Below are 19,404 nucleotides of genomic sequence, written 5' to 3'. Positions count from 1 at the left end.
GGCTATAATCCTTTGAAATCTTAAAAATTTAGGAGAGAAATTTGAAAAAGATAGTAACATTTTTAGTTATTTTTATATCATCTTGTTTTGCGGCGGAATTTAGCATGAACGAATACAACACTCCGCTAATAGAAGCAAAAGACGGATACGGCACAATAATAGACAGCCCTGATATAGTTGTAGGATCAAGCGGTATAGTAATGCACAATTTCGGTCCGTCAAAAAGATCAATAATAGCTCGTGCAAGCGTAACAGAAAAAAGCGGAGGATTTGCCAAAGTTCGTTTTGAAGTATTCGACTCATTAGAACAAAAAGCAATGCCAATACCTGGAATTCTTCCCGCAAGAGGTGACACTATCATATTAAACTACTTATATAGCCGTTCTTTAATAGTGGTTCCAAATAAAGAAATTTATAATGAAATAGTAAGTTCTTTTAAAAACATGGAGTTTATACATCCTGATATTGTAGGTTCGTATTTAAGCTACGAATATAAGCCAAATCCAAGCCGTAATGATTTTCGCAAAATGTGTTCTCAAAGTGCAGCGGGACTAATATTTATAGCAATGAACAACGAAGCGTTATTTGCAGATTGCCAAAGCTTTGAAGTTTTAAAGAGATTTAAAAGCGGTTCAGTAAGCTACTATCAACTACCGTTTTATACTCGCGTTAAAGATATAGATACCGTATTTTGGAAATTTGGTTCAAGCAAAATAAGCGACTTTGATCGCCACTACAAATCACTTTTGAAAGACAAATAATGGAAAAAAGACATATAGATTTTTTTACTAAGCTACTAAATCAAGATAACGCCTATTTTGACAAGGCTCATCTTTTAGCCTATAGCTACGATGCAACAAGAAAACGCCATTTGCCTGATGGCGTGCTTTTTCCAAGAGATGAAAGTGATGTAAGCGCTATTTTAAAATACTGCAATGAAAATAAGATACCTATAATCGCGCGTGGAGCCGGAAGTGGCTTTACAGGGGGCTCTTTGGCTATAGAGGGCGGTATAATTTTGGCCTTTGAAAAACATATGAATAAAATTCTTGAAATAGATATGCAAAACATGGTTGCAGTAGTGCAGCCTGGCTGTATAAATATGGATTTACAGCGAGCGGTAGAGGCAAAAGGGCTATTTTATCCGCCAGATCCTGCTAGTCAGGACTACTCTACCATAGGTGGCAACGTAAGTGAAAACGCAGGCGGCATGAGAGCGGCCAAATATGGTATTACCAAAGACTATGTAATGGCGCTTAGAGCCATTCTTCCAAACGGAGAGGTTGTAAGAGCGGGTAAGCGCACTATAAAAGATGTCGCAGGATATAATATTGCTGGTATTTTAATAGCCTCAGAGGGCACACTTGCTGTAATAACCGAAATTACTCTAAAGCTAATCGCAAAGCCAAAATTTAGAAAAACCGCTATGGGTGTATTTGACAGTGTAAATTCAGCTATGAATGCCGTATATAAGACCATGGCTGCTGGAGTAACGCCTGTGGCGATGGAGTTTTTGGACAACTTAAGCATACGCGCGGTCGAGGAGAAATTTAATAAAGGCTTGCCTACAAATGCTGGCGCGATTTTAATAAGCGATGTTGACGGCGATATCGAGGCCGGCTTAGTGCAAGATCTAGAGATAATACAAAAAGTATTTAAGGAAAACGGGGCTAGCGATTTTAAAATTGCACGAGATGAGGCCGAGAGAAATGATATATGGTTTGCGCGCAGAAACTGCTCTCAAGCGATAAACATATATGGAACCTTGAAGCTAAACGAAGATATTACAGTGCCTAGATCAAAGCTTCCTGAACTGTTGGAAAAAATTAGCGAAGTAGCGGCTAAATACGGAGTGCAAGTACCTTGCTTTGGGCATACCGGAGACGGAAACGTACATACAAACGTAATGGTGGTAGACAAAACCGATCCTGCGCAGGTAGAAAACGGACACAAGGCGATAGAGGAAATTTTTAAAATCACCGTTGATCTTGGAGGCACACTTAGCGGCGAACATGGCATAGGTATAAGCAAGGCCGAATTTATGCCGCTTGCATTTACAGATGCGGAGATGACTCTATTTAAAGAGATAAAAAAAGCTTTTGATCCAAATAATATTTTAAATCCGAACAAGATGGGGCTGTAAAACAAATTGAAATTTACAAAAGACGACTTAAAAGCATATATTAAAATCGCATTTAGTATCAAAGATAAGCAGCTGCTTCACTACGCTTCAAGCCTTAGCTTTCATACTATGCTTTCGATTATACCTGTGCTTTTAATCTCGTTTTCGATATTTACTCAAATGCCCAGCTTTAGCGTATACTACGGCAAGATAAAAGAATTTATATTCTCATCTTTGTTGCCTTCAAATCAAGAAATGATAACAGAACACATAGAGACCTTTTTACAAAACAGCTCGGCCTTAGGAGTGCTTGGTCTTGGCGCTATTATCTTTACTTCGATAATGTTTTTTATGGATTACGAATATGTGATCAATAAAATCATGAAGAGCGAAGGAAGAAATTTTTGGAGCTCTCTAAGTGTATATTGGACGCTTATTACACTAGCTCCCATAGGGCTTGGGCTTAGTTTTTATCTATCCAATATGCTTCAAAATTTATTAAATTCAAACTCATACACAAATTGGATAAATTTCTTAAGCATATTTCCATATCTAATCATTTGGGCGATTTTTTGCATCACATATCTCATATCAGTAAGCCGGCCTATAGCTATAAGAAACGCTCTTTTTAGCTCCTTTATAGCCTCTCTTATCTGGTATTTTGGTAAAAACATATTTGTATTTTATGCGGTTAATAACAAGACCTATCTTAGTATCTACGGCTCATTTTCTGTCGTTCTTTTGTTCTTCTTGTGGGTTTATGTCTCTTGGATCATATTCTTATACGGAGTTAAACTTTGTAGCTTTTTAGAGCAAAGAGATAAAGCAAAAGAGATTGGAAAAAACGAGCAAGAGGGCTAAATTTCTGTTTTTTATACTAATTAAACTTAAAATATTATAGATTAAAAAGATATATAAATTTATATCCAAATTTACGCTGTCCGTCCTTAACTCTAAAAACCAAATTAAATTTTCATCGAAAATCCCGCCTAAATTTAGTAGATGAAGCACCAAACCAAGAGGGTAAAAAATCACAAAAATTAAACTTAAAGGCAACACGGCAAACTGCTGAAAGCTAATCAGAGGGAAAAAGTATAAAATCGGGATTATCATAGCCAAATACACCCATAAATTTAGCAAGATAACATGAGCGAGATTTGAAAATTTATCACCAAAATGATGCAGATAAAGATAGATATAAAATACTCCTGCGCAAGAGAGATAAAAGCCGATACTAAACAGTAAAGAGGGCATAAAACTAACCGCAAAAGCTATCAAAATAAACAGAGCTTCAAAACTAATAATTCGCACATTTCTACTAAGCATATAAAAAATAAGCAAGCTCATCAAAAATGCCCGCAAAAAAGACGGCACAAAGTCTATCAGCATAAGATAGCCAAATAAAAATATAAAAATAACTATACTTAGATCAAATTTCTCACTTCTAAAAGGAAAAAATCTAGCCTGAAAATAGCGATAAATATGGTGCAATATAAAATACAAAAACCCAAAAATAATCCCTAAATGATAGCCGCTGATGGCTATTAGATGGGCTATTGCAAAGTGATTTACATCGCTTCTTAACTCCTTTGATATCGGAGTGGCTAAAAATAGCGCAGTATATAGCTCTTTTGCCTTTGATATGTCGTGTTGATTGGATATAAAATCATAGATTTTTTCTCTAAATTTATCCAGATATTTGCTATTTTCACTATATCTTATCTCTAAAATTCCAAAATTTGGCAGATAAAAACTACGGCTTAAATAATCGATAAAAGTAAGTTTATTTTTAATGGGACGAAGCAAAATTTTAGAATTTATCTCGGGCTCGAAATCCGCTTTAGTGGTTGTATACAGTATAAAATTTCCTGTTTTTAGCCTTAAAACTCGGTAAGTTTTACCTTTTTCATTTGTTTTTAGATAGCTTTGAAGCACCTTGGCTTGCAAAATTTCATACCTGTCTGCCTTAAAGCCTTTAAATTCATAAAATTTGATAGCTAAATTAAAGGCTAAAACAAAAAGACAAAAAAGGCAAAACAGCCCTATTTCACGCTTGCTTTCAAAAACTTTATTACTATACATAAAGTGTTAAATTGCAAATTTAGCAAACGACCAAAACCCCATCAACCGGTAAATTCGGCCATATGAATTGCGCCAAAACTCTTATCGACAAAGCGGGTAAATTCTTTTTGAAATATTACATCAACCGTGCCGACAGGTCCGTTTCTGTTCTTGCCGATTATTATCTCTGCATCCTCTTCGATCTTGTTTGGTATAAATTTAGGCACATACTCTTTACCTTCGACCTTGGCTCGCTTCTCGCGCTCCTTCTCCTCCTGCTCGAGATAGACCTCATCACGGTAGACGAAAAGTATCATATCCGCATCCTGTTCGATCGCTCCCGATTCTCTTAAATCACTTAGCATCGGACGCTTATTTGCACGCGCTTCAAGGCTTCGGTTTAGCTGAGATAGAGCGATTATCGGCATATCAAGCTCACGCGCAAGAAGCTTTAATCCGCGCGAAATTTCAGCGATCTGCAAGTGGCGATCGGCATAGTTTGAAGTAGCCATCATAAGTCCGATGTAATCAATCACGCAAAGCGAAATTTCAGGATGGCTCGACTTTAGCTTACGCATCTGAGTTCTGATCTGATGGATATTTACATATCCGCTATCATATACGAAAAACTTCTTATTAGACATATCCTCACAAGCATCGCTCATCCTGCTCCACTCCTCATCATCCATCTTTGCCGTCATTATGTTTTGAAGTGGGATTGAGGTTTTAGCAGAAAGCATCCTTAGCATAATCTGCTCGGCAGGCATCTCAAGCGAGAAAAAGACAACTCCGTTACCCCGCTGTAAAACATTACTCATTAAATTTAGACATATAGTGGTCTTGCCCATGCCCGGACGAGCGGCAATAATGATAAGATCGCCGTTTTTAAAGCCTTTTGTTTTTTCATTTAATTCTTTAAATCCGGTATCTATTCCTACTATATCCTGGTTTTCAAGCATCTTTTGCTTCTCAAGATGAGCTAAGACATCTACTATGATCTCTTTGCTTTCCTTTATGACTCCAGCCGCCGAGCCCTCCACAAGTGAATAAAAGCTCTGGCTTAGCTCATCGACCATATCGCGGCTTGGCTTATCCTCGCTTACTTTGTTTGGGATCTGGTGAGCTATCTTTACAAGCGAGCGCTTTATCGACTTTTCGCGCAGCTCGGTTGCGTATTTTTTGATATCAAGTATTGAGTTTGTACCTACAACGCTAGCTAAAATTTCCTCATCAAATTTGGCTCCCAGCTTGGTCTTTAAAAAGCTAGTTTCTATCGGCAAATCGGCATTCATACACTCAACCATCGCCGTATATATGTCCGCATGGCCTTTGAGGTAAAAGTCGCCTGAAGAGACGATGTCAAAAATTTGAACCAAATTTTCGCCGCTATAAATGATGGAGCTTAGGATAGAACGCTCCATGTCAAGGTCGTATAGGTTGTGCATGTTTATTTCGTTATTTTTAGCCACGAGATTTTATCTCCTCGTCAAGTTCGAGCAAAAATCTATCCACCAGCTCGCTCTCTTTCAGTCTTGCCACAACTTCGCCGCGGCGCATTATAAGCCCGCTTTCCTTGCCAAATGCTATCGCTACGTCAGCGCCTTTGGCTTCTCCGATCGCGTTTACCACGCAGCCCATGACCGATACGTTAAGCGGCTCTTTGATATGCTTGGTTTTTTCTTCCACTATCTTTATCGCGGCCATCAAATCGCTTTGAAGACGCCCGCACGTAGGGCATGAGATGATGTTTATACCCTCTTTTTGGCGTCCGCTATCTTTTAAAATAGCCTTTGCGACTTTTATCTCCTCTTCAAGCTCGCCTGTAATGCTCACTCTCATCGTATCGCCGATACCTTCAAGCAAAAGCCCCCCAAGCGCAATAGACGATTTTATAGTCGCGTGAAAGGTGGTGCCAGCCTCCGTAACGCCCAAGTGAAACGGATACTCAACCTTTGGACGCAAGGCACGGTAAGCAGCCATGGTTCGCTCAACATCGCTTGATTTTAGTGAAATTTTGATATCGGTGAAGTCAAAATCCTCAAGCAAATTTATGTTATAAATCGCAGAAGCCACCATAGCCTCAACCGTTCTACCATATTTATTCTCAAACTGCTCCTCTAGCGAGCCTGAATTTACACCGATTCTTATAGGTAAATTTCTTTGCTTGCATGCATCCACAACTGCTTTTATGCGCTCTTTTGAGCCGATATTGCCCGGATTTATCCGTACAGCATCTACAAATTCACTAACTATAAGTGCATATCGGTAGTTGAAGTGTATATCAGCTACCACAGGAAGCGGACTTTGCCTTACTATTTCGCGCAGAGCTGCAGCGTCCTCTTTGTCAAGTACCGCACAACGCACTATATCGCATCCCGCGAAATAGAGTCTATTTATCTGCTCTAGCGTGCCTTTTATATCCCTTGTCTTAGAAAATGTCATCGACTGCACCGAGATGGGAGCATCACCCCCTATTAAAACATCACGAATTTTTATCTGTTTAGTTGGATATCTTTGCAAAATTTGCCTTTTAATTTTTTTGGTAATTATAAGAAATTTTCACTTTCAAAAGGCTCAAATTTAAATTATAAACCAAATTAAATTTAAACTGACACAAAACATCTAAGCATACATGCAATTTAATACTTATTAAGCTTAAAGTATATAAAATTAACAGCTGTTTTACTATTTATAAAACTTGATCAGGAGCTTAATATGAACTCGAAATTAGCAAGAAGTGTTACGATTTTAATCTCATTTTTACTAGTAATAGCACTAAGTATATTCTCTTTTGTCTCGTTTAATATAACAAAACAAGAGACAAAGACACTTATATCCTCATCTCAATACAGTATAGTAAAAGATGCGATAGAGTATATGCAAAACTACATGGATTCAAAGCTAAGCATAGTAAAATCAGTAGCTTCTTATATAGAGAGTTCGGAGTATAACGAAGATAATTTTGAGCAGATATTAAAGGTAGGTAGCCAATCTGGTAAATTTGTATCTTTATATGCAGGTTTTGAAAAAGACGGCAGGATGCTACGATCAAATGGAAACCACCAATACCCAAGCCTAAATGGATACGACCCAAGAGCAAGAGGATGGTACAAGCAAGTCGTGTCAGCTAAAGATGCCGTTATCACAGATCCATATATCTCGACTAAAGATCAAAAACTAACTATATCATTCGCAGCCCCTATTAAAAAAGGCGGCAAACTATCAGGAGTTGTATCATCAGATATTACTCTTGAAAGATTGAGCGATGTCATATCAAATATGAAACACTATCAGGATGATTATATTCTTCTTATAGATAAAAATGCGAAAAGCATCATAAATCCAAACAAAGAGCTTCTCATGAAAGAGTCTGAGGTAAATAAAAATTTACTCAACTTCTTTAAGGATAGTTCTACAAAATCAATAACATACGCATTTAACGATAATAACAATGATATGGTTGCAGCGTGCCTAAAAGATGATATTACTGGTTGGTTACTATGCTCTGTCACCACAGCAAAAACATACAATCAAAGCATAGACAATCTATTCATCTATCAGCTGATTCTCTCAATATGCTCTATACTATTTATAGTTACGGCTTTGGTGGTAGTGCTAAATTTAAAACTAAAACCTCTATCCAAGATTAAAGAGGGGCTGTTTGAATTTTTTGCATATCTAAACGATAGCTCTAGGGAGTGCAAGCAAATAACAGTAAAATCAGACGATGAATTCAAACAAATGGCGGATCTTATCAACGAGAATATTAAAAATATAGCAGACGGTCTAAAAAAAGACACTAAAATGATAAATGATGCTAAGATGGTCTTTAAATCGGCATCTACAGGCGATCTGGGTCAAAATATAAATCAAACGCCTAATAATAGAAATTTGGAGGAGTTAAAAGACCTAATTAATAATTTTGTAAATACATTAAAAAACGATATTCACGGAGTAGTTGAAATTTTAGGGCTATATACGAATAATGATTTTACGGCAAGAATTGATATCGGAGACTCCAAAAGCGATAAAAGAAAGCTAGGAGAGGGTATAAATTTCTTAGGCGAAGAGATGAGCAATATCCTTAGAAATTCACTTGAACAAAACAAAATGCTAGAAGAGAAATCTCAGGTGCTAAATTCATTTGTTAACAACCTATCCGAAGGCACAAACAAGCAAGCGGAATCTGTCCAAGAGAGCGTGCTAGCTATCGAAGAGATCAATAATTCCATGCACTCGATAAATGATAAAGCTAACCAAATCATAAATCAAAGCAATGACATAAAAAATATCGTTGGTATCATAAGAGATATAGCCGATCAGACAAATTTACTAGCCCTTAATGCGGCGATCGAGGCGGCGCGTGCAGGAGAGCATGGGCGCGGATTTGCCGTAGTAGCGGACGAGGTAAGAAATCTAGCCGAAAGAACGCAAAAATCACTATCAGAGATCGAGGCAAATATCAATATGCTATCTCAAGGCATAAACGATATGAGCCATAGCATATTTGAGCAGACCAAAGGCATAGATCAGATCAATCAGGCCATAGTCGAGATAGATAATGTAACAAGAGAAAATATTAAGATAGCAAAAAATACTAACGAAATTGCCTCACAGGTAAACGAAGCGGCAAAAATCGCTACGCAGGATGTGCGTAAAAAGAAATTTTAATTTTATTTGCAGGATCCGATTAGGAGAAATTCATCGGATCCATATCCACATCAAAGCCGAAATTTGAGCAAATTTTACCCGCTTTAATAAGAGCTATATGAGAATTTGACCTTAGTAGTATCTCGTATCTATACTTGCCGGAAATCATCTCTATAGCGCATTTTCCATGTCCTACTATCTGCAAATTTGATTCCTCGCTAGCTAGATTATTTAGCTCTTTTAGACACTCATTTAGTCTATCTTTAGCTAAATTTTCATTTTTATCGCTTATAACCGCTCGCAAAAGTCTAGCAAAAGGTGGATATAAGCCATCTCTATAGGACATCTCGTCAACTAAAAACGAATCATAATCCTCTATATAACTTTGAAAAAATTCTTTTTGCAGACTTTGTATCACGACCCTGCCATGCCCTACTCTACCAGCCCTACCAGCAACCTGCATAGCCAGAGCCAAAGTCCTCTCGCGTGCTCTAAAATCAGGGAAATTTAAAAGCTCATCTACACCCATTATTACGGCTAAATCTACATTGTGATAGTCATGTCCTTTGCTTAGCATCTGAGTTCCGACTAAAATTTGCACTTCGCCGTCATTAAATGCTTTTAGACTCTTTTCTAGCTTATTTTGTGTGGTTATCTCATCTCTATCAAATTTAGCTATTTTAATACCTCCAAAAGCCTCCTGAAGCTTCGCCACAAGCTCATCCGTGCCAATCTTTTTGGCCTCTATCATCTCGCTTTCACACTTTTCGCAAGTTTTTAAAACAGGCATCGTAAAAGCGCAGTATTGGCACTTTAGCATATTATACTTTTTATAAAAGCTCATTCCCACACTACAAAACGGACACTTTATCGTATGTCCACAATCCCTGCAAACAAGATATTTAAAATTCGCTCTCGTAGGCACGAATACCACAGCTTGTTTGCCGGCATTTATACTTTTTTCAAGCTCTGATAAAATTATTTGACTTAAGCCGGTCTCACTCTCATCGTATATAAACTCTTTTTCACTCTTATAAAATGTTCCCTTTAGCCTAAAATTTGGCTGCTTAGAGTAAGTTACAAGACTTGGAGTTGCAGAGCCTAAAAGCACTTTTATGTCAAATTTATTAGCTAAAAACAGAGCCAAATCCCTAGCGTTGTAATGCGGATTTTGAGTCGATTTATAGCTCTCATCGTGCTCTTCATCTACTACTATCAAGCCTAAATTCGTAAATGGCAAAAATAGAGCCGATCTTGCACCGGCAATTAACTTTATCTCACCGCTTAAAAATTTAGCCAAAATTTCACTGCGTTTTTTTGAGGTAATCTTAGAATGCCAAAGACCGAATTTATCACCAAAATATCTCTTAAGCCGCTTTTGCATCTGAGGAGTGAGTGAAATTTCAGGCATTAGAAACAAAACTTGCTTGCCTTTATTTAAATACTCTTTGATCAAAGATATATACACTTCACTCTTACCGCTTCCAGTATCGCCAAAAAGCAGGCTAGTTTTATGCTCTTTGGCAAATTTAAGAGCTTCTTTTTGATTATCGCTTAAATTTGGCTCTTTATCAAATTTATTATCATCTAAAATAGGCTTTATGTTATCGTTAAAAGGAGTAAAAAGTCCTATGCTAACACATAAATTTGAAATATAGTAGTATGAGATGAAATTTAGAAGCGAAATTTGAATATCGGTTAGCTTAGCAGGTAAAACTTCTAAAATTTCAAGAGTTTTAAACTCTGGTTTTGATGTTTTTTTAAACACATAGCCAAAAGTTTTTTTGTTTTTTATATTTATAAGAACTTGCTGATAAGGAGCGATTTCATAGCTACTATGATATGTAAGTGGCCTATAGTTTAAGACACTTGGTATTATCTCGTAGTAATTCATTACTCCGTTAGTTGTTTGCAAAGGGAATTATTTGGCTCATTTTCAGCACATCCAAAATAGCCTGTTTTTTTATCATATGAAAATTTTGTAGTTTTTCCAGATAAAGTAAAAACATATTCAAGACCACTCTTGCTCCAACCGGAAGTATCTTTATCTCCCTTTTTCTTAATACCGCCTGATAAAACGTTATCGAATAGTTTAGTACTGGTAGCACTTTTTTCAAGATCAGGATATGTAAAAGTTCCGGATAGCATATTCGTATTTTTTATATTTACTATAGCGCTTCTAATAGATGAGATATCAGCTCTGGCTCTAACAAGTATAGCATCATCTCTTGAGGTAAAAAATCTAGGAACTGCAATAGCAGATAAAACACCTATAATAACTATAACTAACACAAGTTCAACCATTGTAAAAGCTCGCTTCATGGTAGTCCCTTTATAAAATTTATCATATTATATCATCTATAAGCTTATAAATTTAATGGTTTTAAGGGTAAAAAAGATATAAATTTAAAAAGCCCAAGACTTAAAGTCCTAGGCTTATAATATCAACTAATTTTAGTAATTAAAACTTAATTGTTGTAGTGCTTCCTATAGCAATACCTGCTTCTTGTGAAATTGTAGGAGTGCCTCCAGTAGTAGAAGAAGGTGTAACTTTTGAATATGTTCTAGTCATAAGCTCTTTTACAGCACCATTAGCAAGAACTCTTGGACATATATTGCTATCACCCTCTGCACCTTTTGAAAAAGTAATAACTGGTGGATTATCTGCAGTTCCTGCAGTAGCAGTAACTTGCACACATTGTGTGCCAGCGGTATCCATCTGTCCGGTTAATCCTGTTTGATTACCTACAAATTTAACTCCAGTCATATCTTTAAGATTTGTAGCTAGTGCGGCTTGAGAAACATAATATGAACTAATATCACTAACTAAAACACTCATAGCTCTAGCAGTCTTAACAGCCTCTGCATCATCTCTAGAAGCAGCAAGTCTTGGAATAGCTATAGCAGCCAAAATACCTAAAATAACGATCACGAAGATCAACTCAATCATTGTAAAACCTTTTCTCATGTGAGACTCCTTGAATGAATTATACATACATTTATGTATTTTTATGAAATTATAAGTATATAATGCTTAAATAAATATAAATTTTATAAAAATAAAAAGTAAAATTTTAGTTTATCTCTTGGCTGAGTTTTTTAGCAAGATTTTCCAGATCACGTTCTTGCTGGTAGTTTTCGTAGCATTTTTGCACAAAGGCGCTTAACAGCTCTTTCACATCAAGATATTTTTTGCCGCCTAAAAATACCTCCCAGTCGCGCTCAAAGCTCCTAGCAAAGTCATCTTCAAGGCTTATGGTATAGTCTCTTGATGCGATTGTAACTGTTATTTTTTTCATTATTTACCTAAAACGGCTTCGATTTTGCGGACTATATCGTCAGATTCTATATTTTTATTTTTGAGTTCATCTTCAAGGCGTAAAATCTGATTTGTTTTGGCTTCGTTTTGAGCTTTTAGCGCTATAAGCTCATTGCGTAGTGATTCGTTCTCATCGCAAATTTCATTATATTTTACAAGCAGGTCGTTTACTTTATCCGTAAGAGTATTTAATACTTTTTCGTTTTCAAACATAAGATCCCTTTATTTGGTATAATTTCCTCGAATTGTAACATAAAATAAGCTGTTTTTTAAAGAGGACAAATGAAAAATTTTGAAATTTCATCCAAATTTAGCCCAAGTCCCGATCAGGCAAACGCCATAGATGGTATAGTAGAGTCTATCAGATCAGGCTCTAGCTATCAGACCCTGCTTGGAGTTACGGGTTCGGGCAAGACCTTTACTATGGCAAATGTAATAGCAAAGCTAAATATGCCGACTCTCGTAATGACACATAATAAATCTCTTGCAGCGCAGCTTTATAGCGAATTTAAGGGCTTTTTCCCAAATAATCACGTGGAGTATTTTATAAGCTACTATGATTACTATCAGCCTGAGGCATACATACCAAGAAGCGACCTGTATATAGAGAAAGATAGTTCGGTAAATGAAGAGCTTGAGCGGCTTAGGCTCTCTGCTACGGCAAGCTTGCTAAGCTTTGACGATGTGATCACGATAGCTTCGGTATCTGCAAATTATGGCTTAGGAAATCCTAGCGAATATCAAGGGATGGTGCTATATCTAAAGGTAGGAGAAGCCTTAAATCAACGCAAACTGCTTAGTAAACTCGTGGATATGGGATACAAAAGAAACGATGCTTATTTCGATAGAGGAGATTTTCGCGTAAATGGCGATGTAGTAGATATATATCCTGCATATTATAACGACGAGGCACTTAGGATAGAGTTTTTCGGAGACGAGATAGATGAGATGTATCATTTTGATGTTTTGGACAATAAAAGGCTTAAAAGCATAAGCAAATTCACGCTTTACGCAACTAGTCAATTTATAGTCGGAGAGGATAGGCTAAAAATCGCGATTAAGCAGATTGAAGCGGAATTAGACGAGAGGCTAAAGGAATTTAACGAACAAGGCAAGCTTGTAGAGGCTCAGAGGCTAAAACAAAGGGTTGAATTTGATCTGGAGATGCTAAATTCTACCGGAATGTGCAAAGGTGTAGAAAACTATGCTAGACATTTAACGGGACAATCTCCGGGAGAGACGCCATACAGCCTATTTGACTACTACGAAATAAGCGGCAAGGACTATCTAGTGATAGTAGATGAGAGCCACGTGAGCCTGCCGCAGTTTCGCGGAATGTATGCAGGCGATAAAAGCCGTAAAGAGGTGCTGGTAGAGTATGGATTTCGTCTGCCGTCCGCACTTGATAACCGTCCTTTGAAATTTGATGAATTTATCAATAAAAGAGCTAAATTTCTCTTTGTATCGGCCACTCCAAACGAGCTTGAGCTTGAGCTCTCAAAGGGGCATGTGTATGAGCAAATTTTGCGCCCTACTGGACTTCTTGATCCGCAAATAGAAATAAAAGATAGCGACAATCAGGTTGAAATTTTGTTTGATGAGGCAAAGCGAGTGATAGAGCGTGGTGAGCGCGTTTTAGTAACGGTGCTAACTAAAAAAATGGCGGAGGAGCTAAGCAGATATTACACAGAACTTGGCATAAAAGTAAAGTATATGCACTCCGATATCGATGCAATAGAGCGAAACGAGATAATAAGAGGGCTTAGAGGCGGTGACTTTGATATGCTTATAGGCATAAACTTGCTTCGCGAGGGGCTTGATCTGCCGGAAGTCAGCCTAATAGCCATAATGGATGCCGATAAAGAGGGCTTTTTACGCTCTACTACAAGCTTAATTCAAACAATGGGGCGTGCTGCCAGAAACGTAAACGGCAAAGTGATGATGTTTGCCAAAAAGATCACCAAATCCATGCAAGAGGCGATGGATACGACAAATTCTCGTCGCAAACTACAAGAAGAGTACAATAAGGCTAATAATATCACTCCAAAGAGTGCAAGCAGAAATATCGAAGAGAGCCTTCACATAGAGGACGAGGGCGAACTATATAGAAAAAATAAGAATTTAGAAAAGATGCCGGCTGCAGAGCGCGCTAAAATCGTAAAAGAGCTAAGAAAACAGATGCTTGAGGCAGCCAGCAAGCTTGAATTTGAAAAAGCGGCAGCTTTGCGAGATGAGATAGCAAAGCTAAGAAAATTGTAAATTTAAATTTGGGCTTAAATTTAAGCCCAAATTTTAGCTCTCTTTGAGTAGTTTTGAAGCTATATGCTCTCTTTTTGCATTATCATTGTCTTTTTTGGTGGTTTTATAAATTTTGCTTACATACTCCTCAAAAATCTCTTGAGAATTTATGATATTTTCGCCCTCTTTTGCCTTTGTTTTATAATACTCTCCGTCCTTGTGAAGCTCGAATGCAAGCTCGTTATCGCTTAGTTGGATTCTTAAAAACTCTAGCAGTCTATCTTGTAAATTTTGCTCATAAATAGGTGTCATAAGCTCTAATCTGCGCTCCAAATTTCTAGGCATCCAATCCGCACTAGAGATATAAATCTGCGGTATAGCGTGCTTAAAGTATAAAATTCTAGCATGCTCTAAGTACTTGCCGATGATTGAGCGAACGCGGATATTTTCGCTAACACCATTTATGCCTGGTCTTATGCAGCAAATCCCTCTAACGATAAGATCTATACTAACCCCTGCAGCGCTAGCCTCGCTTAAGGCGTTTATAATATCGCTATCTACAAGCGCGTTCATTTTGGCTATTATCTGGCCATCTTTGCCTTTTTTGGTCTCATTTTTTATCATCTCCAAGACTCGCTCTTTAATCTGCATCGGAGACATCGAGAGAGTATTGAGTCTGCGATTTTTAGAAAATCCGGATAAGATATGAAAAAACGTAGTGCTATCGTGAGCAAACTCTGTTTTGCTTGTAAAATAGCTTACATCGGTATAAATTTTAGCCGAACCGCCGTTATAATTACCTGTGCCAAAGTGCATATAAAACTTAAGCTTGTCTCCTACTTGACGGATTACTTGGCTAACTTTGGCATGAACCTTAAAGCCTGCGATTCCATATATCACGTGAGCGCCGGCATCCTCAAGAGCCTTAGCCCAGTGAAGGTTGTTTTCTTCATCAAATCTAGCTTTAAGCTCTACCATCACAGTTACTTGCTTGCCGTCACTTGCGGCATCTATTAAAGACTGAATTATAGGTGAGTTTTTATCCACCCTATAAAGAGTCATTCGTATCGAAATAACCTTAGGATCCTTACTAGCCTCTTTTATAAATTTGACAACAGGATCAAAACTCTCATAAGGGTGCAAAATCAACACATCTTCTTTGTCTATCGCATCAAAAATAGGCATATGCTCACTAAAAGGCAAAAGAGTTCTAGGTGTATATGGCGGAAGTGCAAGATGAGAAAATTCCTTATTTCCCACTATCTGCCAGAGCGAATTTAACGTGAGTGGAACCGTGTACTCATAGATATCTTTGTAAAAAATCTTCATGTGAGTGTTTAGAAACTCGACTATATCGTTATCAGCATCTTTTTGAATCTGCATACGAACAAAGGCGCCTTTTCTGCGAAGTTTAAGCCCTTGCTCTAGTATCATCATAAAGTCGTCAGCCTCTTCTTCTTCGATTATAATGTCAGCATTTCTGGTGACTCTAAACGCCGCAGAGCTAATGAGTCTATACCCCGGGAAAATTTCTTCGGCATGCTCGTGGACTATAGTTTCAATAGGCACATAGACATTGTCCTGCGCTTGATAAAATCTTGGCAACACTCTAGAAATTCTTATCATTCCATATTTTAAAATCTCAGGATGTTCGCTGTCTGCAAGCTTAACAGCCAGCGAAAAGCTAAGATTATTTAAGTGAGGGAACGGATGGGTCGCATCTACTGCGATTGGGACTATTACGGGAAGAATATTTGAAAAGAAATAGTCATCGCATTTTTTTCTAAGAGACTCCGGAATTTCACTATAGTTTTTAATAAATAAATTTTGCTCTCCAAGCTCTTTTAAGGCATCTTTATAGTGTTTTTCCACTATATTAAGCTCATCTTTTATATTTTTTCTAATCTCTCTTAACTGCTCTAACGGTGTCATTTCATCACTTCCGCTTGCAACTATGCCTGCGGCAAAAAGCTGCTTAAGTCCGGCTATCCTGATCATATAAAATTCATCTAAATTTGTCATATAGATAGCTATAAATTTAAGCTTCTCAAGCGGTGGGATAGGTTTTTCACACTGAGCTAGAACACGAGAGTTAAAACGTAGCCAACTAAGCTCTCTATTTATAAAAATACTTTCTTTATCATTCATCATTAATCCTTTTGAATAATATTAATTTTATACAAATTTAATTTTATTCAAGCTTTAATACTAATATTTTTAATAATTTTATTTTTTATTGTGTATAATTATTTTGAGTCAAGTTACCACAAGGAATAAAGATGAACGAATATGTTCTGGCAATCGGACTTTTAATAGCTGTTATGATAGTTTTTTATATTCTCAAGAAGATATCGATAGATTAAAATTTAAAAACCCTGCCTCAAATTTAAACAATTAAGGCAGGGTTTGGTAGATTAGAGTCCTTTTTCTTTTTTATACTCCAAAATCATAGCATAGGCTTCATCTTTTAGTCTTAGTTTTTCGCGTTTCATCTCTTCAATGCGAATGTGATCCAAGTGACTTCTGCCCTCTTCGGCATCTATGATTTTTTGATCCAAATCATTATGCTTATCAAAAATCGAAGCAAATCTCGCATTTGAGACTTTTAGCTCAGTGATTATATCCCTGTATTCGTGTAACATCTACCCTCCTTGAAATATTTATATAATTTTAGCAACTTAACTCTAATAAATGGTTTAAGAGCGATAGTCTGCGTTAATACTTACGTATTTATGACTCAGATCGCAACCGTAAGCACTAAATTGTGCATTTCCAACATTTAGATTGCAACTTATCGTATAGCTTGGTTTTTTCATTACCTGATGAGCTGCGAGTTCTCTTTTTTCATCAAGCTCTTTATGAAATTTATCATAAACCAAGACATCATCGTAATAAATTTCAAGCTTATCTTCATCGCACTCTACTCCGCTTGCGCCTATAGTGGATGCGATTCTACCCCAGTTTGGATCCTCTCCGAAGATAGCGGTTTTAACCAAAAGTGAATTTGAAAGAGCCTTTGCGGCATGCTCCGCCTCTTTTAAATTAAGTGCACCGCTTATATTAAATTCGACCACCTTAGTAGCTCCTTCTCCATCTTTAACAAGCATTAAAGCCAGCTCTTTAGTAATTAGTTTTAAAGCCTCTTTAAAAGCCTCTTTATCATAGACCACGCTCTTTCTTGAGGTTAAAAGCATAACGGTATCATTAGTGGATGTATCGCCATCTACGCTTACGGCATTAAAACTACTCTCGCAAGCCTCTTTTAACAGCTCATCCATATCGGGTTTTGAGATATTGGCATCCGTTAAAATAAAACATAGCATAGTAGCAAGAGACGGATTTATCATACCTGCACCCTTACAGATAGCGGCGATTTTAAACTCTTTTTTATCATCAAATTTCACGCTTACGGCTATCTCTTTTTTAAAGCTATCCGTCGTCATTATGGCACCGACAACTCCATTGGAATCTCTTGAATCAAAATCGAATTTATCAAATGCGGATATAATTTTTTCTTTTTTAAGGCGATATCCTATGACTCCCGTAGAGCTCATAACGGGATTTACTAAATTTATATTTTTACTCAAATTTTTAAAAATTTCATCTATATCGTTTATGCCCGCCTCTCCTGTCATTGCATTTGCGTTTTTAGAGTTTAGCAAGATGAAATTTGTTCTAAAATTCTGCCTTTTTTTTAAAAAATGCCTAATCGGGGCGGCTTTAAATTTATTGTTTGTAAAAACAGCACTTATATCAACAGGCTCACTTGATCTTATAAATCCAAGATCATTACCCTCTTTTTTAAAGCCCGAATTTACCCCGCCAAAATAAAATCCATCTATATTCTCAAGTCCATTTTCAAGACGCTTTATCTCATACATATTTACACTCCTCAGGCTTATGCTTGCTTTTTACTACTTTTTTGGTCATTCGTATAGATTCTGCGGTGCCTATGACAAGCAGCTTCGTGCCTGTACCTATCAAGGTGTCTCCTCTTGGCATAGGAATAAATTTATTATTCATATCCCTTATGCCGACAACATCCGCATTTGTAATATTTCTTAAATTGGTCTCCTTAAGACGCTTAAATCTTATCCAAGAGTAATCAGGCACACTGATCTCTTCGATATCTATAGGGGAGTCCTTTTTGTATAAAAATTGCTCCAATAAATTTTCCATATCCGGGCGCACACTCATCGCACTTAAACGTTGTGCTACTAGTTTGGAAGGGCTTACGACATTATCTGCACCCAATTTTTTAAGGCGCTCTGTATCATCATCATTATCAGAATTTGTCATTATAAAATATGGTTTTTTTCTACCTATCTCTTTTTCATACAGTCTAACAGTGGCGATGAGAGCGATATTATCAGCGATATTTGGACTAAGAGTAATAAGCCCTTTGGCGCTTGAAAGATGAGTTTTTAAAAGTGCGATTTGAGTATGAGGCTGAGACATTATATAATAAGGATATTTATATTTTTCGGCTATCTCGTGCATATCTTCGCGCGGATCAACGACAACAAAAGGGATATGATTATCTCTAAACTGCTTACTAAGTTCTATCGTATATAGACTATGATAACAAATTACAAAGTGATTTTTGAGTCTAGCGATCTTATAGAGCATTCGCCTCTCCTTTAGAATATTTATCAAAGAGCCTTTTTTTAAAACTTCCACTAGAATACCGATAGAAAATGTAAAAACGCAAAATCCAAGCAGAATAAAAGTGATAGTAAAAAGGCGACCGGCGGGTGAAATTGGAGCAACTTCAGTAAAACCTACCGTAGTAAAGGTCATTCCGGCCTGATATATAGCATCAATAAGACTGAAATTATCTATAGCAACATAGCCCAAAGCACCGACCATCATCATTAAAACGACTAGGATAAGCGGTAGGCGAAATGGGCGAAGTTGTTCGTATAGTTCTGTATTTAAATTTATTTCCGGTTTAGAGAAGCTAGACCAGTTGAGGAATTTTTGGATCTTTTTTATAAAAGACATAATCCCTCTT

General features: G+C 37.0%; 17 protein-coding genes and 1 pseudogene. 6 read left to right on the top strand and 12 right to left on the bottom strand.

All coding sequences use genetic code 11. From position 1 onward, the window contains the following. The first annotated feature begins 41 nt into the window (after window positions 1-41). From CDOMC_RS03595 to CDOMC_RS03585, 3 genes are read left to right on the top strand one after another with little or no spacing between them, the layout of a single operon-like run. Window positions 42-761 (top strand): plasminogen-binding N-terminal domain-containing protein, encoded by a 720-nt coding sequence (locus CDOMC_RS03595; protein WP_236861345.1) that lies wholly within the window; start codon window positions 42-44, stop codon window positions 759-761. Further along, entirely contained in the window at window positions 761-2,143 is a 1,383-nt protein-coding gene (locus CDOMC_RS03590) for an FAD-linked oxidase C-terminal domain-containing protein (protein ID WP_172127991.1), read from the top strand. Before CDOMC_RS03595 ends, CDOMC_RS03590 begins: the two co-directional genes overlap by 1 nt. A 6-nt stretch (window positions 2,144-2,149) precedes the next feature. Beyond that, window positions 2,150-2,983: a YihY family inner membrane protein gene (locus CDOMC_RS03585; protein WP_211437404.1), complete on the top strand. Its 834-nt coding sequence runs from the start codon at window positions 2,150-2,152 to the stop codon at window positions 2,981-2,983. On the opposite strand, the gene CDOMC_RS03580 is transcribed toward CDOMC_RS03585, so the two are convergent. Genes CDOMC_RS03580 through ispG form a run of 3 tightly spaced genes read right to left on the bottom strand, consistent with a single transcriptional unit; the run spans window position 2,930 to window position 6,706 of the window. Further along, a complete protein-coding gene (locus CDOMC_RS03580; RefSeq protein WP_172127989.1) occupies window positions 2,930-4,204 on the bottom strand; it encodes a ComEC/Rec2 family competence protein in 1,275 nt (424 codons plus the stop codon). The genes CDOMC_RS03585 and CDOMC_RS03580 overlap by 54 nt on opposite strands. A gap of 41 nt (window positions 4,205-4,245) precedes the next feature. Further along, window positions 4,246-5,628: a replicative DNA helicase gene (locus tag CDOMC_RS03575; protein WP_236861366.1), complete on the bottom strand. Its 1,383-nt coding sequence runs from the start codon at window positions 5,626-5,628 to the stop codon at window positions 4,246-4,248. Window positions 5,629-5,644: 16 nt separating this feature from the next. After that, window positions 5,645-6,706 carry a flavodoxin-dependent (E)-4-hydroxy-3-methylbut-2-enyl-diphosphate synthase gene (gene ispG / locus CDOMC_RS03570; RefSeq protein ID WP_257793020.1) on the bottom strand — a complete coding sequence of 354 codons (1,062 nt, stop codon included), beginning with the start codon at window positions 6,704-6,706 and terminating at the stop codon, window positions 5,645-5,647. 192 nt (window positions 6,707-6,898) lie between these two features. On the opposite strand from ispG, the pseudogene CDOMC_RS10325 reads away from it, so the two are divergent. Both CDOMC_RS10325 and CDOMC_RS10320 read left to right on the top strand, forming a co-directional pair. Next, window positions 6,899-7,630, top strand: a pseudogene (locus CDOMC_RS10325) (cache domain-containing protein); the annotation flags it as partial. A 9-nt stretch (window positions 7,631-7,639) separates the two neighbouring features. Beyond that, on the top strand, window positions 7,640-8,854 hold the full coding sequence (locus CDOMC_RS10320) for a methyl-accepting chemotaxis protein (protein WP_442861616.1): 1,215 nt from the start codon (window positions 7,640-7,642) through the stop codon (window positions 8,852-8,854). 19 nt (window positions 8,855-8,873) lie between these two features. On the opposite strand, the gene CDOMC_RS03560 is transcribed toward CDOMC_RS10320, so the two are convergent. The 5 genes from CDOMC_RS03560 to CDOMC_RS03540 form a co-directional block, all read right to left on the bottom strand. Continuing rightward, a complete protein-coding gene (locus CDOMC_RS03560; protein ID WP_172127981.1) occupies window positions 8,874-10,727 on the bottom strand; it encodes a primosomal protein N' in 1,854 nt (617 codons plus the stop codon). Next, a complete protein-coding gene (locus CDOMC_RS03555) occupies window positions 10,727-11,155 on the bottom strand; it encodes a type II secretion system protein (protein ID WP_172127979.1) in 429 nt (142 codons plus the stop codon). The genes CDOMC_RS03560 and CDOMC_RS03555 overlap by 1 nt, the downstream gene beginning before the upstream one ends. Before the next feature lie 139 nt (window positions 11,156-11,294). Next, complete coding sequence (locus CDOMC_RS10140) at window positions 11,295-11,801, bottom strand: type II secretion system protein (protein WP_236861344.1); 507 nt, start codon at window positions 11,799-11,801, stop codon at window positions 11,295-11,297. 106 nt (window positions 11,802-11,907) lie between these two features. After that, window positions 11,908-12,132, bottom strand: coding sequence for a hypothetical protein (locus CDOMC_RS03545; protein ID WP_172127977.1), 225 nt, complete (start codon window positions 12,130-12,132; stop codon window positions 11,908-11,910). Beyond that, complete coding sequence (locus tag CDOMC_RS03540; RefSeq protein WP_172127975.1) at window positions 12,132-12,365, bottom strand: hypothetical protein; 234 nt, start codon at window positions 12,363-12,365, stop codon at window positions 12,132-12,134. Before CDOMC_RS03540 ends, CDOMC_RS03545 begins: the two co-directional genes overlap by 1 nt. A 69-nt stretch (window positions 12,366-12,434) precedes the next feature. Here CDOMC_RS03540 and uvrB point away from each other — a divergent pair, with 69 nt between their 5' ends. Beyond that, window positions 12,435-14,411 carry an excinuclease ABC subunit UvrB gene (gene uvrB / locus CDOMC_RS03535; protein WP_172127973.1) on the top strand — a complete coding sequence of 659 codons (1,977 nt, stop codon included), beginning with the start codon at window positions 12,435-12,437 and terminating at the stop codon, window positions 14,409-14,411. 33 nt (window positions 14,412-14,444) lie between these two features. Here uvrB and CDOMC_RS03530 read toward each other — a convergent pair whose 3' ends face one another. The 4 genes from CDOMC_RS03530 to CDOMC_RS03515 all read right to left on the bottom strand — a co-directional run bounded on the left by CDOMC_RS03530 (window position 14,445) and on the right by CDOMC_RS03515 (window position 19,394). After that, window positions 14,445-16,538 (bottom strand): RNA degradosome polyphosphate kinase, encoded by a 2,094-nt coding sequence (locus CDOMC_RS03530; RefSeq protein ID WP_172127971.1) that lies wholly within the window; start codon window positions 16,536-16,538, stop codon window positions 14,445-14,447. Between the two features lie 266 nt (window positions 16,539-16,804). Then, the gene (locus CDOMC_RS03525; protein ID WP_169973716.1) at window positions 16,805-17,032 is read right to left on the bottom strand and encodes a YdcH family protein; all 228 of its coding nucleotides are present in this window, start codon (window positions 17,030-17,032) and stop codon (window positions 16,805-16,807) included. Window positions 17,033-17,086: 54 nt separating this feature from the next. After that, window positions 17,087-18,271: a bifunctional glutamate N-acetyltransferase/amino-acid acetyltransferase ArgJ gene (gene argJ, locus CDOMC_RS03520; protein ID WP_172127969.1), complete on the bottom strand. Its 1,185-nt coding sequence runs from the start codon at window positions 18,269-18,271 to the stop codon at window positions 17,087-17,089. Next, window positions 18,264-19,394 carry a potassium channel family protein gene (locus CDOMC_RS03515; RefSeq protein WP_169973712.1) on the bottom strand — a complete coding sequence of 377 codons (1,131 nt, stop codon included), beginning with the start codon at window positions 19,392-19,394 and terminating at the stop codon, window positions 18,264-18,266. The genes argJ and CDOMC_RS03515 overlap by 8 nt, the downstream gene beginning before the upstream one ends. Between the last annotated feature and the right edge of the window lie 10 nt (window positions 19,395-19,404).

This window comes from Campylobacter sp. RM16192 (assembly GCF_004803855.2).
Lineage (GTDB): Bacteria > Campylobacterota > Campylobacteria > Campylobacterales > Campylobacteraceae > Campylobacter_A.
The sequence above is the reverse complement of the archived record's forward strand: the minus strand, read 5'-3'. Positions and strand labels throughout refer to the sequence as shown.